We start from the raw sequence: 16,342 nt of genomic DNA, 5'->3' as shown, positions 1-16,342 counted from the left end.
AACTTCTCCCTAGCTTTCTATTACTCTTCTTCTGCATCAACGATAAAGTTCGGATCTAATTCTTCAAATTCATCATCAGCAATTTGGAAATCATCATCTGATTCTACGCAGCCTTCAGGATTTACACTTACACAAATTTTCGTTTCCCCAACTACTTCTGTTACAAATTCACGTTCTACAGTTACAACAATTTTATTACCATTTGGTGATACAAGCGCTTCTAAACAATTTGGCGGCTGAATAACACGAGCAATAATTTCTAAATCGTCACCAGAAAAGTTTTTATCACGATAACCAATGCTTACTTCGTCCGTATAGTTCACACGTTCTGTTACAACTTCAGTCTTTGTATTTCCGTCAAATGAATACCAAGTGTTCACATCATAGAAACCTTCAATTTCCACATGCTTCCCATTCTTTCTTGCTTCGTACGAGTGGTTAATTACCCAGCACCCTAAAATACTTGTTGGCTCATTATTCGATTCACATGTATGCGTTGACTTTGTATACTTACGTCCTTTTCCAACCACTGCTTTTGTAATAATCTCTCTAAATTCGGACATTCGTAACCCTCCTCAATCACTATTCACTTAATCATATGCGTGACAATAGCGGAATGTGTCATTCTTTTTTTTGAGAAGAACTTACGTTTAATCCACAAAAAAAAGAGATGTCAATATGACATCTCTTTAACAACCACAATTTCCTTCTTTACTTTCTACCGCTGCGCCAGTTTCACCCTTAAGTACATCGCCACCAGTTGAAATTAATATTTCATCTGTTACGTTGTTAGAAATTGTACTAGCAACTAACTGTAATAAGTCATTTACATATGTTTGTGAAGATTTAAATTCTTGTACGACTGGAATACTGTCTAACTTATCTTGCAATGCATCAATTTCAGCTTCTACCTTTTTTAAAGCTTCCCACTTACCGTAATGCTGCAAGTTTACTGCTTGTTTTTGCAGTGCTTTAATTTCATCGATTGCGCGCTTTACATTTTCATTTTTATGAATTTGCGCCTCTGCTTTCTTAAAAAAATCAACTTCTTCTGTTTCAGAAATCATTTTTGCTAATTCTTTCGCTTGTTCAACAATGTCATCTTTCGAATATACTTTCATCTATTATTTCACCTCAATCGGCTCTTCAACTAATTCCCCGTTAAGAGACCAAGTTTTTGCTTCCGTTACTTTTACTTTCACAAGCTGACCAATTAAAGATTTTGAAGCGACGAAGTTTACAAGTTTATTCGTACGAGTATAACCTGCAAGTACTTCCGGATTATTTTTACTTTCCCCATCAACTAACACTTCTACAATTTGACCTTTGTAACGACTATTCTTTTCAATTGCCAACGTATTTACTAGTGTATTTAAGCGTTGAAGACGTTCTTTCTTCACTTCCATCGGTACATTATCTTTCATTTTTGCAGCTGGTGTACCTTCGCGAGGAGAATAAATAAATGTAAAGGCAGTATCAAATCCTACTTCACGATATAACGACATCGTTTCTTCAAATTGCTCATCTGTTTCATTTGGGAAACCAACGATAATATCTGTTGTTAATACTGCATCTGGAATTGCTTCTTTAATTTTTCTTACAAGTTCTAAATAATGCTCACGTGAATATTTACGCGCCATAATTTTCAGCATATCTGTACTTCCAGATTGAACTGGTAAATGGATATGTTCTACTAGGTTGCCACCTTTACCAAGCACTTCAATTAAGTGATCATCGAAATCACGTGGATGGCTCGTTGTAAAACGAATACGGGCAATATCAACTTTACGAAGTTCGTCCATTAAATCACCAAGACCGTATTCTACATCTTCAAAGTCTTTACCATATGCATTTACGTTCTGTCCAAGTAATGTAATTTCTTTATAACCATTCGCAGCTAAATGACGAATCTCTTGGATAATATCTTCTGGACGTCTACTTCGCTCTTTTCCGCGTGTATACGGTACAATACAATACGTACAGAACTTATCACAGCCATACATAATATTTACCCAAGCTTTGATATCACCACGGCGTACTTTCGGAAGGTTTTCAATTACGTCCCCTTCTTTTGACCAAACTTCAACTACCGTTTCCTTCGAGAACATCGCATCTTTTAGAATGTACGGTAATCTATGAATATTATGCGTTCCAAACACCATATCTACATGCTGATTTTTTTGCATAATTTTATTTACAACAGATTCTTCTTGAGACATACAACCACATACACCAATTAAAAGGTCCGGATTTCTTCGTTTTAGTGACTTTAAATGGCCTAGTTCACCAAACACTTTATTTTCAGCATTTTCACGAATGGCACAAGTGTTTAATAAAACTACATCTGCATCCTCAGTTGAAAAAGTTGGTTCATATCCAAGTGTTGTGAAAATACCTGCCATTACTTCCGTATCATGCTCATTCATTTGACAACCATATGTACGAATATAGAACTTTCGTCCTGTACCAAAATTGCGAAACTCTTCAGGTAAGCCAAAATCCCGTTCAATTTTAACTTCTTCTTTCCCGCGCTTTTTCGCATCCTTTAAGGAAGGTGGTTGATATACACTTTCAAAGTATTTACTATAGTCTTTCTCTTCTTTTTTCGTAGAGGAATTTGCTTGTTGACTTGCTAATCGTTGATGCTCGTTCATCGGTAATCTCCTTTCACCCTTAACTATACACACTCTATAGTCCATTTTAATGCGCTTAGACTCACCTCAAAAATGGTTAGATAGCTTGGAGATAACTTGTCCTTTGAAACTTGAGTAATCAATCTAATCATTCATAAGAATGAAGTCTTCCCCACGCAAATAGACATTCCCTTTTTATCATTTCTTGTTGTCCTACCCAAAAGCATATTGCTTTATCCCTATAAACATTACCATAGTATGACGTGTTTCGCCAATTTTAACAATCCAGAGGCCCTTTATTATCTTACATTTCATAAGCAATGAACTTGCCATTTTCATACAACGATTTACATATTATTTTACCATTCTGAATTTTCTAAGTAAATAAAACTACCCTATATTTTTTGCACATAAAAAAGGTTGCCAAATCGGCAACCTCCTCTTCTTACATTACATAAATTCAGCAACAAGCTCATCAAACATTTTCTGATCCATATTTAAATCAGATTTCACTAAAGGCTCTTCACTATAGCCTTTAACAAGTTCTTGATATGATGGTTGCTTAGTATTTTGATAAATCAAACCTGTTACTAAACCGTTATTTTCCATTAACGTTTGCATAGCCATCATGCGATTAGATGGATCATATCCCTCTACTGTGCTTAGTTTCGTTAAGTTCTCTTTAAACCAATCGTAAGTATTTACTTTATTATAAGTAACACATGGACTGAATACGTTAATTAATGAAAAGCCTTTATGGTTAATACCAGCTTCAATAATTTGTGTTAATTCTTTTAAATCACTCGAAAAGCTTTGCGCCACAAATGTCGCACCAGCTGTTAAAGCCATTTCCATTACATTTAGTGATGGTTCAATTGAACCTTGTGGTGTACTTTTCGTTTTAAACCCAGCTTCACTACGTGGTGAAGTTTGCCCTTTTGTTAATCCGTAAATTTGGTTATCCATTACGATATACGTAATGTCGATATTACGACGAATAGAATGGATTGTATGTCCCATACCAATCGCAAATCCATCACCGTCACCACCGGAAGCGATAACTGTTAAATCACGATTTGCCATTTTCACACCTTGTGCAATCGGAAGGGCACGACCATGAATACTATGCACACCGTATGAATTAATATAACCTGAAATACGGCCTGAACAGCCAATACCAGAAATAACAGCAAGTTCATCTGGATTTAAGCCAACGTTAGCTGCCGCACGTTGAATTGCAGCTTGCACCGAGAAGTCTCCGCAACCTGGGCACCAGTTCGGCTTTACACTGTTACGAAAGTCCTTAAATGTTGCCATTTAATACAACCCCTTTTTTGCATTCGTTGTAAATCTCTTTCGGCAAGAATGGGTTTCCATCATATTTTAAAAGACTAGAAATTTTCTCACCATTACCAAGATTCATTTTCATAATGTTAGCAAGCTGACCTGTTGCATTGTTTTCTACTACTACAACACGCTTCGCCTTTTTCACAAGTGGATCGATTTCAGCTGTTGGGAACGGGTGAATTAAACGCACATGAGCATGGTTTACTTTCATACCCTCTTGTTCTAAACGCGTCATTGCCTCTTCGATTGCACCACGAGTTGAGTTAAACCCAACAAGCAATACGTCTGCTTCTTCATGCTTAACATTTTTATAAACAGGGGTATTAAACTTCAAGTTCTCCATTTTACGGAAACGTTTGTCCATTTGATCTTTACGATTTATTGCTGATTCAGATGGCTTCCCAGTTTCATCATGTTCTACACCTGTAACATGGTGAACACCATTTTTCATACCAGGTAAAACACGCGGCGAAACGCCATCTTCTGTTACTTCATAACGCTTGAAGTATGCTTTATTTTCACGTTCTGGTAATTCCGCTTCTAAATCAAGCTTACCACGACGAATTTCCACTTTATCTAATTTAAGTGGTTCTACTGTTTGTTTTCCTAACGAAAGCTGTAAATCTGTTAAGAAAATAACAGGAACTTGATATTCTTCAGATAAGTTAAATGCTTCTACAATGTCATAGAAAGCTTCTTCAACTGTACTTGGCGCCATTACGATTTTTGGAATCTCACCATGCGTACCGTAAATCATCGCCATTAAGTCAGACTGTTCTTGTTTCGTTGGTAATCCCGTACTTGGACCGCCACGTTGTGTATCAACAATTACTAATGGGGTTTCTGTAATACCTGCTAAACCGATTGCTTCCATCATTAATGAAAGACCAGGACCAGCAGATGCAGTTAATGTACGAACACCAGCATAGTTTGCACCGATTGCCATTGTACAAGCTGCGATTTCATCCTCAGTTTGGATTACTGTTCCGCCGACTTTCGGTAATTTTTTAATTAAGTATTCCATAATTTCTGATGCAGGTGTGATTGGGTATGCTGACATAAAACGAGCACCACCAGCTACCGCACCAAATGCGATTGCATCGTTTCCAATCATAAACATGCGTTTTTTACCATCAGCTTTTTCAAGCTGCATCATGTTTACTTTCTCACCTAGTAATTCTTTCATATATTGAGAGCCACGTTTAATTGCGTCCATATTCTTTTGAACGACTTGCTCTCCTTTACGACCAAAGATTTCTTCAACAACATCTAAATAAGCTGTTTCGTCTAATCCTAATACTGCACTTGATGCTCCAACAGCAACCATGTTTTTCATTAATGATGTGCCTAATTCTGAAGCAATATCTGTAAACGGTATCACATATAGATTTACATCTGTATTGTCAGGTATTGTTGGATTAAATTTCGCATCCGCAACTACAATTCCGCCTGGACGTAGTTCGTGGAAGTTAAAATCAATTGTTTCTTGGTCAAAAGCAATTAAAATATCTAAATCATCTGAGATCGCGCGTACTTCTGTTGTACTTACACGAATTTTATTATTTGTATGGCCGCCTTTTATACGTGATGAGAAGTGGCGGTAACCGTATAGGTAATATCCTAATCGGTTTAATGCAATACAGAAGATTTCTCCTGTACTTTCAATTCCTTCACCTTGTTGGCCTCCAACTTTCCATGAAAGTTGACTAATCATCTCCTACACCCCTTTTGGCTGCATTCATTGTAGTGTATTTTTTTACAGTAATAGTTTAGCATTTTTTATGCAAATAAACTACAACGGACGCAAATTATGCCTCTTCTGATTTCCCTGAATCTTTAGTATAATGCTATTTCGTTTTTCATTCTAGTATTAGGTCTTAAAAAAAGCAATAAAATCAAATGAATTAATTTTAATTTTTCTGAATTTTAAACCAAAAACTTAAAAACTTATATGTTCGACAAAATTCCCATATAAAAATCGTTCTACAGTAGATGCAGCATAGTATTTATACAGCTCATTCATTACATTTTCATAATCTCCATAGGCCGATACATTTACAACCGTATCTACAATCCCATCAAAATCCGAACCAAATCCTATATTGTTTTCTCCACCTAGCGAGCAAATATATTCGATATGTTTTACTATATCTGTTATATTCGCTTGTCTTTCACTTGTTAGAAACTGTGGTACAAAAGTGACACCGATCATGCTATTTCTCTTTATAAGCCCTTTAATTTGTTCGTCATTTAAATTGCGTGGATGCTCGCACAGTTTATAACAATTTGAGTGGGATGCAATTGGGTTATTCGCAATTTCTATCACATCCCAAAAACTTCTCTCATTTAAATGTGATAAATCCGTCCATAAGTGCAAAGTATTCAGCTCTTGTACAACTTGTCTACCAGCAGTAGTTAAACCTGCTCCACGCGTCTCTAGCGCCCCATCAGCTAACAAATTCGCATAGTTCCATGTTAATCCGAAAGAACGTACACCTAACCGATAAAACAAACGTAATTTCATCGCTTCTTTGCCAATTGCTTCGCACCCTTCTAACGTTAATAGCGCGCCAACCTCGTCCTGTTTTAATTTATTTATATCCTCTTTCGTTCGGATAAATCTCACACCTGGTAGCGATAGAATTTCATTATAAAAAATATCTATCATTTGTAATGCCGCTTCAAATCGTTGTTCATATGCTACTGTTTCTGGCACAAATATAGCAAAACACTGTATACTCCCTTTTCTTTCCTTTAACTGTTCAAATGTAATATGTAATTTGGGGTCGTTTTTAAAATTCTTTTTTCCCTGTGCACTCCATAACTGAAAGAGCACATCACAATGAGCATCAAAAATTTTCATTTTCATTCCTCCATTATAAAAACAACCTGTTTGCATACTGCAAACAGGTTGTTTAAACTTAACGAGGTTCTACAATTAATTTTATTGCTGTACGCTCTTCGCCATCAATCATAATATCTGTAAACGCTGGGATACAAATCAGGTCCAAACCACTAGGCGCTACAAACCCTCTTGCAATTGCTACTGCCTTTACCGCTTGGTTCAATGCACCTGCACCAATAGCTTGAATTTCTGCTGTTCCGCGTTCGCGAATAACACCTGCAAGTGCACCAGCTACAGAATTAGGGACCGACGTTGCTTTAACTTTTAATATTTCCATTCCGCGTTTCCTCCTCGTTTCTTTAAAAAGTATTAGCAATTATTTCACTTTAACTTATATTCACGAGGAATGGCGCGTATTCCTGCTAAATTTCTGTAATTTTTCTAAAAAATTAAAATATAATAACTTATCTAAATTTTAACAGAAATTTACTCAAAAAATGGTTGATCGTCATTAATTAAAATGCGCTCAATTTTCTTTGCTTTTCCTGTATTTGGATCCACATCAATTAACACTGCACTTAATTGCGTTCTACCACTTGTTACTTCAAATCGTACCGGTAAGTTCGTTAAAAACTTCTTCAATACTGCTTCTCGGTCCATACCTAATATTCCATCATATGGCCCTGTCATCCCAACATCTGTAATATATGCCGTTCCGCTTGGTAAAATACGGTTATCCGCTGTAGGGACATGCGTATGCGTACCTACTACTGCTGTAGCACGTCCATCTACATACCAACCTAGCGCTTGTTTTTCACTTGTAGTCTCCGCATGGAAATCAACAAAGATAATATTCGTACGTTTTTTCGCAATATTAATTAATTCATCCACTTTACGGAATGGACAATCAATCGGAGGAAGGAAAGTACGCCCCTGTAAGTTAATAACTGCAACTTCTGTTCCGTTACAGTTTACAAAGATAAGTCCTTTTCCTGGAGTTCCTTCTGGGAAGTTAGCTGGTCTTGCAAGATATTTTGCATCATCGATGAATTCAAATACTTCACGATTATCCCAAGCATGGTTTCCAAGTGTAACTGCTTGTGCCCCACACTCTAAAAAGTTTCGATATATTTTTTCTGTAATCCCACGGCCACCTGCTGCATTTTCTCCATTAATGATTGTTACTGTAGGTGTATATTTTTTCTTTAATGCCGGTACGTACTGTTGAATCATACCTCTACCAGGAGATCCTACTACATCCCCAACAAATAATATTCTCATATGTCTTACCCTTTCTATGTACTGCATTTTTTATTGCTATAGCATCAAGTAAATTCCTTACAGTATGTTTATTATAAGTTTGTTTTACTTTTATGCTATATAACTAACTGTTTTTATTTTATCCAATTCCAACACAAAAAAATAAAGTGGTATTTCACCACTTTATTTTGCGTATTCCACTGCACGTGTTTCACGAATAACAGTTACTTTAATATGTCCTGGGTAATCCAGTTCATTTTCAATACGTTTTCGAATATCACGAGCTAAACGATGAGCTTCTAAATCATCGATTGTATCTGGTTTTACCAGAATACGAACTTCACGTCCTGCTTGAATTGCGAATGATTTTTCAACGCCTTCATAAGACTCTGAAATCTCTTCTAACTTTTCAAGACGACGAATGTAGTTTTCAAGCGTTTCACTACGAGCTCCCGGTCTGGCAGCTGATAATGCATCTGCTGCTGCAACTAAAACTGCAATGATAGAAGTTGGTTCTGTGTCACCATGGTGAGATGCAATACTGTTTATAACTACAGGATGCTCTTTATATTTCGTCGCGAGTTCAACACCAATTTCAACGTGGCTACCTTCTACTTCATGATCAATAGCTTTTCCGATATCATGTAATAGACCTGCACGTCTTGCTAGTTTTTCATCCTCACCAAGCTCTGCTGCCATAAGTCCAGTTAAATATGCAACTTCCATAGAGTGTTTTAAGACGTTTTGTCCATAACTTGTACGGTATTTCAAACGACCTAAAATCTTAATTAAATCTGGATGTAATCCGTGAACACCCACTTCAAACGTTGTTTGCTCTCCGACTTCGCGAATATACTCGTCCACTTCACGTCTTGATTTTTCGACCATCTCTTCAATACGCGCTGGGTGAATACGTCCGTCCTGTACTAGTTTATCAAGAGCGATACGAGCTGTTTCACGACGAATTGGGTCGAATCCAGAAAGGATTACCGCCTCTGGTGTATCATCGATAATTAAATCAATACCCGTTAACGTTTCTAACGTACGAATATTACGACCTTCACGCCCGATAATACGTCCCTTCATTTCGTCATTTGGAAGATTTACAACCGAAACGGTTGTTTCAGCAACATGATCAGCTGCACATCTTTGCATTGCAAGAGATAAAATCTCTTTTGCTTTCTTATCCGCTTCTTCTTTCGCGCGAACTTCACTTTCTTTTACCATAACAGCGATTTCATGAGAAACTTCACTTTCTACTTTACCAAGAATAATTGCTTTCGCTTGTTCGCGTGTCAGATTGGAAATGCGCTCTAATTCTGTTTGTTGCTTTTGAACTAACTCTCCCACTTTGCTTTCCAACTCTTCAATCTGTTGTTGTCTCGCTACAAGAGAATCCTCTTTCTTCTCTAACTGTTGCTCGCGTTTATCGAGCGTTTCGTCTTTACGATCAAGGTTCTCTTCTTTTTGCATTAAACGATTTTCTTGTTTTTGTAATTCGCTTCTACGGTCACGAATTTCTAATTCAGCTTCTGTACGAAGTGTATGAATTTCATCCTTTGCTTCTAAAAGCGCTTCTTTCTTAAGTGCTTCAGCATCACGATTCGCTTCGTCTAAAATACGTCTCGCTTCATTAGCTGCACCATTAATCTTCGCTTCAGCAATAGACTTTCGAACAAAAAAGCCAACAACTGCACCGACTGTTGCAAGCAAAATGGAGATGAGTATCCAAACTGTACTCGTCATGATTTCACCTCCCCTTGCTATGAATGAAAAAAGACTGTCGGCATGTACATTGAATTACAACATACAGCAAAGACCGTCGTCCCGCTTTTTTAAGGGACTTTCTTCATTTCACAATTAAAATGTCATATTATTATTTCGGTAAGATTTAAACCTTACTCCGAATATTACTTCTCTTCTTGAGAAGAGTATATCGTATATAAGAAAAAATATACATTCTCATTGTATCTATCGTAATTTTCATTGTCAAGCGTTGTCTACTTTTACTTTCTTTACCTTCAGTCCTGAATGTTATCTGAATTTGAAAAATTGATAGCATATTATCCTGGAAAACCTTAGTAAATACCATTTTATTCCCTCAAAACATATGAATATCCCTCTTTACACATCCCGTTTGAGTCAAAAAAAATATTTTAACCACTGCGATATACACCTCTTTAATAGAAGGTAAAAAAATAAAAGACACGGGACCGTGTCTTTTATTTTTTAATCTTGACGAGTTGAATCTTCCGTGTCTTCCACACCAGAGTCTTCACCAATTCCGTGATGGTCACGAACAAAGAAGGCAATTTCCTCTCTTAAATCCGTATTCTCTTTTAAGAACTGCTTCGAATTTTCACGACCTTGTCCTAAACGTTCTTCATTATAAGAATACCAAGCACCGCTCTTTTGAACGATATCAAGCTCAGAAGCCATATCCAAGATTTCACCTTCTCTTGAAATACCTTCTCCGTACATAATATCAACTTCAGCAACACGGAATGGTGGCGCTACTTTATTTTTCACTACTTTTACTTTCGTTTTATTACCAACGATGTCGTTACCTTGCTTTAATTGCTCCGCACGACGCACTTCAAGACGGACAGTTGAATAGAATTTCAACGCACGACCACCTGGAGTTGTTTCTGGCACTATCTATAGATTTTCCATCTCTATAGTCCGGACTATCTCTTCATCTCTTTACAGAGAGCCTTGCACTTCCAGCAGTAGCCTATCATCTGCCGTACCCTACTCAGTTAACTAAAAGTCCTTTTCGGTAGTCTCTACACCTTCCCCATATCACTATGGAACTTGGCACGGTATTACCCTAAATATTGGCGGGCTTCACCGTTAGCAACTATATAGATAGTTACACCCTTAGGCAATAAGGTTCACAAGGTTTTTTAACATGCTATCACTAGCAAGGGAAACCCATGGTAAACTCCTTAATCTTTTGCAAGACTTTTTCTTTATTTGCTAACTCTTCTTCATGTATAACAAGATATTTATAGCAACTCTCTTCCATAAATAAAAGTTTTCTTTTATCTCGTTCTTTTATTTTTGGGAGTGAGTGTGCCCATTTCCCATGGACATCTAAACAATATTTTCTACCTAAGTAGAAATCAATAGACCACTTATCGATTCTTTTTTGCTTAATGAACGCCAAATCTAAGCTTAACAATATCTGTTCAACTTCTGCGGTTTTAGGCAAGTAAATATTCCTATGTCTGGTTCTTTTAATTCCGAGTAACTTTAATATTTCACCTACTCGCCTTTCATCAAGATTAATTTCTTTACCTATATCTTTCAATTTTCTATCCGCATGTGTCACAATAAAATCCACTTGCCATTGTTCTACGTTTCGATAAGTTCTATTTCCAATTGTCACTGCCACTTTAATCTCTCCTTATAAGAGATCCCTTATAAAGACTTAAATGAAGAAAACAAATAAAGATTCAAGTACTGCACTCTGATTAAGCAACTTGTAGTTGATTTCCGAACATAACCCCAACTTTTTCACGAATTTGGTTAATAAAGATTGCAATTGTTTTTGATTTGTTGATTGCCCCTGAAAGCTTACGAAGTGCTTGTGACATTAAACGTGCTTGTAAACCTACGTGTGAGTCACCCATGTCTCCTTCAATCTCTGCTTTCGGCACAAGAGCTGCTACAGAGTCAATTACGATAATATCAACCGCACCACTTCGTACAAGTGCTTCTGCGATTTCTAGTCCTTGCTCCCCTGTATCAGGCTGTGATAATAGTAATTCATCTATGTTAACGCCTAATTTTTGTGCATATACAGGATCCATCGCATGCTCCGCATCAATAAACGCTGCTTGTCCACCTTGACGCTGTACTTCAGCGATTGCGTGTAATGAAACTGTCGTTTTACCTGAACTTTCAGGTCCGTAAATTTCAATAATACGGCCACGTGGGTATCCGCCTACCCCTAGCGCCACATCAAGTGCTAAAGAACCACTTGAAATTGTAGAAATTCTACGTTCCGCTTGTTCTCCTAATTTCATAATTGAACCTTTACCAAATTGCTTCTCTATTTGTTTTAACGCCATATCTAATGCCGCTTGACGATCACTCATTCAAAATTCCTCCTTAACTGAATTGCTAATCTTATTATACCTATTTTCAATTCAATTTGCCAACAAAAATCGAACATTTATTCGATTTTTTTATTTTCCATTACATAAATACGAAATTTAACTATAAAAAAGCTAGAAGAAACTTATATCTCTTCTAGCTTTTTATATAAATGATAAAATCCATATTTTGTCGAGCGTTCTCTAATTTGTTGACGACTCCCACTTAAATTAAGAGGAAAGACTACAGTTGGTTCACCTTTAATCGCCAACCCAACAAATACTGTTCCCGGCTCTTTCTGTTCTGAAGCATCTGGCCCTGCTACCCCAGTGAAACTAATTCCAATATCTGCTTTTAATAGTTCCTTAACATTCTCAGCAAGATAACGAGCACATTCTTTACTAACTGCACCATCAGTATGCAACACTTCTTCAGGTACACGTAAAACATGTTGCTTCACATCATTATGATAACAAATGACGCCGCCTTTAAATACAGAAGAAACACCAGCATTTTCAGTTACTTGATTTCCAAAAAGACCACCTGTTAAACTTTCTGCGCTTGCTAAAGTTAACCCTTTTCTCTTCAATAACTCTATTGCCTTGTAATGCAAAAACTCTTGGTCATATCCGTAGAAGAATTTTCCTACTCTTTCTAAAATCAAATCTTCCACATGCTGAATTAGTTTCTCCGCCTCATTAACATTTTGATGCTTAGCAGTTAAACGTAATGTCACTTCTCCATCATTTGCTAACGGGGCGATTGTTGGGTTCGTTTGTCCATCAATTAAGTCTTGAACTTTTACCTCTAATTGAGACTCCCCAATACCGAAGAACCGAAGTACACGAGAATAAATGTTTTCTCCTGTTGTGAGATTACGTAAAAAAGGCTCTACGTAACTTACATACATTGGTTTCATTTCTTTTGGCGGCCCTGGTAATAAAATATAAACTTTTCCATTCTTATTTACCCCCATACCAGGCGCCATACCGTGGTCATTCGCAAATACAGTTGCTCCATTTAAAACGAGCGCTTGCTTTTTATTATTCTCCGTAAAGTCACGGCCTGTACGCTTAAAGTAATTACTTATTAAAGCTAATGCCTTTTCATCATACACAAGCTCTTCATCTAAACTAGCCGCTATCGTTTCTTTCGTTAAATCATCTTTTGTCGGTCCTAATCCACCTGTAAAAATAAGTATATCAGCACGTTCTTCCGCAGCTTCAATCGCCTTTTGCAGTCGCTTATTATTATCACCAACAACAGTATGATAGTACACGTTAATTCCGATTGAAGCTAACTTTTCAGATAAAAACTGGGCATTTGTATTTGCAATTTGTCCAAGTAACAATTCAGTCCCAACCGCAATAATCTCAGCATTCATCCCAATTCCCCCATAAACTTCTATTTTGAGTTTACAAAAGCAGCTCTATTTTTCCAGAAATAATCCCATCCTGAAATAACAGTAAAGATTAATGCAATCCATATGAAAATATCAGCAACTGGAATATGGATTAAATTTAAAGGTACATCGTGTAATAAATATGCTGCAATCGCAATGATTTGTGTCCATGTCTTAATTTTCCCTAGCTGATTCGCTGCAACTACTTCCCCTGTTCCAGCAAGTACAAGACGTAAACCTGTTACAGCAAACTCGCGACTGATGATTACAATAACAATCCAAGCCGGTACATATCGCATCTCTACCAATGTAATAAGTGCTGCTGAAACGAGTAATTTATCAGCTAACGGGTCAAGAAACTTTCCTAAATTCGTTACAAGATTATACTTCCTTGCGTAATGTCCATCAATCCAATCTGTAGCTGAAGCAATGATAAAGATAATTGCCCCCACTAAATGTTGAATGGGTAAATTAACATCACCAATTTTGTATGAACCCCAATCAAAGGGTGCTAACATAATTACCATAAAAATTGGAATTAAGAAGATTCTAGATATTGTAATTTTATTTGGTAAATTCACAGCTATTCCTCCATCATATCAAAAACATTTGTTCATTGAAAAAAAGTCATCGAAGCGATGACTGTTATTGTGCAGGTTTCTCTATCCCTTGGTTTTTAATCACCAATCTTTGGTGATATTCTTTTTGTGGATCTAACGGGAAAGCAAGCACTTGGCCATTCAATTTAATTTCAACATTCGGTGCACTTCCAATATTAAGTCGTACTTCTTTTAATGTTGATACATCGCGTTTTTCTGTTTGACCGCTTTGTACTGTAGTGTTTAGAATTTCGTTACCCGCATCGTCCTTAACATCTACATAACTTGTACCCTTCGCTGAAATTTCCAGTTCTAATGTTTTATTATTATGAATTTCCAAAGTAGATACCTTACCAGCTGTTCCAACTACTTTTACTTCTTGCTGTCCAGTTGGTTGTGCTGGTTGCTCCTCTTTCTTTGGTTCTTCTTTCTTTGGTTCCTCTTTTTTTGGCTCTTCCGCTTTCGCTTCATCTTTCTTCGTATCTAACGGAGAATCTTTCGCTTTTTGAACTTCAATTTTCTCACTTTGAGCACTCGGAACTTTTTCATCATCTTTTCCAGTTAACGCTTGAAACACAAACCAGATTACCACTCCAGCTGCGATTACTAACAGCGCAACTAAGATTTTCGGCATGTGATCCGCAATTGGCCATGATGAAGATTTTTGCATTGTTTCTTGTGTTTTTTGTCCCGTTGATACTTGTGGAACTTCACGCTTTTCAGATTGTGGTATCGTACTCTGATGTTCTACAAGCAGTTCCTCTCCATTTAATCCAACCGCATCTGCGTATTGTCTAATGAATGCACGCGCATAAAAAGCTCCTGGCAATACATCATAATTGCCTTCTTCAATTGCCACTAAATGGCGTTTTTGAATTTTTGTAATCTCATGCAGCTGATCAATAGACAAGCCTTTCGCTTCTCTTGCTTCTTTCAGCTTTTGTCCCAATTCCGTCACTACTAACACCTCAATATTTCTTTAAAAGTCAAACATAGAGAAATTATTTTGCGTACCTTGCTCAATTTCATCTACTAAATTATATTGAATTTCTTCATCATAATCGTTACGCAACTCGATAATATAATCAAAATCATCCAATGTGTATTCTGACTGACTCACAAATACATCAGGATGTTCTACAACTTTCGTTGCAGGCAATCTCATAATTTCACGAACGAGCTGCCAATGTCTTTCGTTGGCACGCTTCGTTGACACAATTCCATCTAAGATGAAAATATTGTCATCGCTATACTCATCTTCAATTAATTGACTACGAACAGTTTGCTTAATAAGGGTAGATGATACAAATAACCACCTTTTATTTGCACAAACACTTGCAGCAACAATGGATTCTGTTTTTCCGACACGAGGCATTCCGCGTATCCCAATTAGTTTATGGCCTTCTTTTTTCATAATTTCTGCCATAAAGTCTACAAGTAAGCCTAATTCGTCACGGACAAATCGAAATGTTTTCTTGTCATCTGCATCTCGTTGTATGTACCTACCATGCCTAACTGCTAGCTTATCTCTTAGCTTGGGTGGACGATATTTCGTTACCGTTATGTTATCCATCGTATTTAAAATTGATTCAAGTCTAGAGATTTGCTCTTGATTATCACACATAAGAAGTAACCCACGTCGTGCATTATCTACACCATTAATTGTGACAATATTAATGCCGAGCATACCGATTAACGAAGAAACGTCACCAAGCAAGCCAGGTCGGTTTTTATGTATTTCATATTCAAAATACCATTCAATCATCCAAGATCACTCCCCTTGCTTACTTTACACCTACGTACTATATTATATGATTTCACCTTAATAGGGAAGCTAAATGTATAATCTATCCTGTGTAATTATTATACAAAAAAAGTAGAGAGGAGAATCTCCTCTCTACTTTTACTTATGTTGTACAAACTTAACCATTAAGTTTGCAATTGTATGTTGCTCCTGTTCATCAGCAACTTTCCAAAGCTCAGCTAATAATTTCTCTTGGTCATTACGTCCCTCTACTTCATTAGCAAGGTAGTCGCCAACACGAAATGCCATATCTGATACTGCACCGCCATCTAAACCTTTTCCTTGCGCTTGCTCTAAACGATCTCCTAAAAAGCTCTTCCACTGATCAAAATTTTCTAATACTGACATAAT

The 16,342-nt window shown here is 36.9% G+C and carries 15 protein-coding genes and 2 pseudogenes; all 17 read right to left on the bottom strand.

Annotation, left to right across the window (positions count from 1 at the left end; all coding sequences use genetic code 11):
• Nucleotides 1-20: 20 nt before the first annotated feature.
• Nucleotides 21-563, bottom strand: a complete 543-nt coding sequence (gene cotE / locus COK05_RS20530) for an outer spore coat protein CotE (RefSeq protein ID WP_001288799.1) — start codon at nt 561-563, stop codon at nt 21-23.
• Nucleotides 564-689: 126 nt separating this feature from the next.
• The gene (locus tag COK05_RS20525; protein WP_098614020.1) at nt 690-1,121 is read right to left on the bottom strand and encodes a RicAFT regulatory complex protein RicA family protein; all 432 of its coding nucleotides are present in this window, start codon (nt 1,119-1,121) and stop codon (nt 690-692) included.
• Nucleotides 1,122-1,124: 3 nt separating this feature from the next.
• On the bottom strand, nt 1,125-2,654 hold the full coding sequence (gene miaB / locus COK05_RS20520) for a tRNA (N6-isopentenyl adenosine(37)-C2)-methylthiotransferase MiaB (RefSeq protein ID WP_098614019.1): 1,530 nt from the start codon (nt 2,652-2,654) through the stop codon (nt 1,125-1,127).
• Nucleotides 2,655-3,083: 429 nt separating this feature from the next.
• Nucleotides 3,084-3,950, bottom strand: coding sequence for a 2-oxoacid:ferredoxin oxidoreductase subunit beta (locus COK05_RS20515; RefSeq protein ID WP_000190155.1), 867 nt, complete (start codon nt 3,948-3,950; stop codon nt 3,084-3,086).
• Nucleotides 3,937-5,694: a 2-oxoacid:acceptor oxidoreductase subunit alpha gene (locus COK05_RS20510; RefSeq protein ID WP_000625417.1), complete on the bottom strand. Its 1,758-nt coding sequence runs from the start codon at nt 5,692-5,694 to the stop codon at nt 3,937-3,939. Before COK05_RS20510 ends, COK05_RS20515 begins: the two co-directional genes overlap by 14 nt.
• A gap of 225 nt (nt 5,695-5,919) precedes the next feature.
• Entirely contained in the window at nt 5,920-6,879 is a 960-nt protein-coding gene (locus COK05_RS20505; RefSeq protein ID WP_141539188.1) for a dipeptidase, read from the bottom strand.
• Between the two features lie 22 nt (nt 6,880-6,901).
• On the bottom strand, nt 6,902-7,162 hold the full coding sequence (gene spoVS / locus COK05_RS20500) for a stage V sporulation protein SpoVS (RefSeq protein WP_000404341.1): 261 nt from the start codon (nt 7,160-7,162) through the stop codon (nt 6,902-6,904).
• 149 nt (nt 7,163-7,311) lie between these two features.
• Nucleotides 7,312-8,106 (bottom strand): TIGR00282 family metallophosphoesterase, encoded by a 795-nt coding sequence (locus COK05_RS20495; protein ID WP_001221097.1) that lies wholly within the window; start codon nt 8,104-8,106, stop codon nt 7,312-7,314.
• Between the two features lie 162 nt (nt 8,107-8,268).
• Entirely contained in the window at nt 8,269-9,831 is a 1,563-nt protein-coding gene (gene rny / locus COK05_RS20490) for a ribonuclease Y (RefSeq protein ID WP_000204910.1), read from the bottom strand.
• A 483-nt stretch (nt 9,832-10,314) separates the two neighbouring features.
• A pseudogene (locus COK05_RS20480) lies at nt 10,315-10,737 on the bottom strand (recombinase RecA); the annotation flags it as partial.
• Between the two features lie 268 nt (nt 10,738-11,005).
• Complete coding sequence (locus COK05_RS20475; RefSeq protein WP_098614016.1) at nt 11,006-11,482, bottom strand: topoisomerase I; 477 nt, start codon at nt 11,480-11,482, stop codon at nt 11,006-11,008.
• A 97-nt stretch (nt 11,483-11,579) separates the two neighbouring features.
• Nucleotides 11,580-12,188, bottom strand: a pseudogene (gene recA / locus COK05_RS20470) (recombinase RecA); the annotation flags it as partial.
• Between the two features lie 143 nt (nt 12,189-12,331).
• Nucleotides 12,332-13,570, bottom strand: coding sequence for a competence/damage-inducible protein CinA (gene cinA, locus COK05_RS20465; RefSeq protein WP_098614015.1), 1,239 nt, complete (start codon nt 13,568-13,570; stop codon nt 12,332-12,334).
• A gap of 20 nt (nt 13,571-13,590) precedes the next feature.
• Nucleotides 13,591-14,169: a CDP-diacylglycerol--glycerol-3-phosphate 3-phosphatidyltransferase gene (pgsA, locus tag COK05_RS20460; protein WP_098614014.1), complete on the bottom strand. Its 579-nt coding sequence runs from the start codon at nt 14,167-14,169 to the stop codon at nt 13,591-13,593.
• Between the two features lie 64 nt (nt 14,170-14,233).
• The gene (locus tag COK05_RS20455; protein ID WP_098614013.1) at nt 14,234-15,145 is read right to left on the bottom strand and encodes a helix-turn-helix domain-containing protein; all 912 of its coding nucleotides are present in this window, start codon (nt 15,143-15,145) and stop codon (nt 14,234-14,236) included.
• 21 nt (nt 15,146-15,166) lie between these two features.
• Entirely contained in the window at nt 15,167-15,952 is a 786-nt protein-coding gene (locus tag COK05_RS20450) for a DUF3388 domain-containing protein (protein WP_000574107.1), read from the bottom strand.
• Between the two features lie 138 nt (nt 15,953-16,090).
• On the bottom strand, nt 16,091-16,339 hold the full coding sequence (locus COK05_RS20445) for a DUF3243 domain-containing protein (protein ID WP_000114504.1): 249 nt from the start codon (nt 16,337-16,339) through the stop codon (nt 16,091-16,093).
• Nucleotides 16,340-16,342: the final 3 nt, after the last annotated feature.

Origin of the sequence: Bacillus cereus (genome assembly GCF_002567495.1) — a bacterium.
Classification (GTDB): Bacteria; Bacillota; Bacilli; order Bacillales; family Bacillaceae_G; genus Bacillus_A; species Bacillus_A cereus_AQ.
This window is presented reverse-complemented; position numbering and strand designations above follow the sequence as displayed.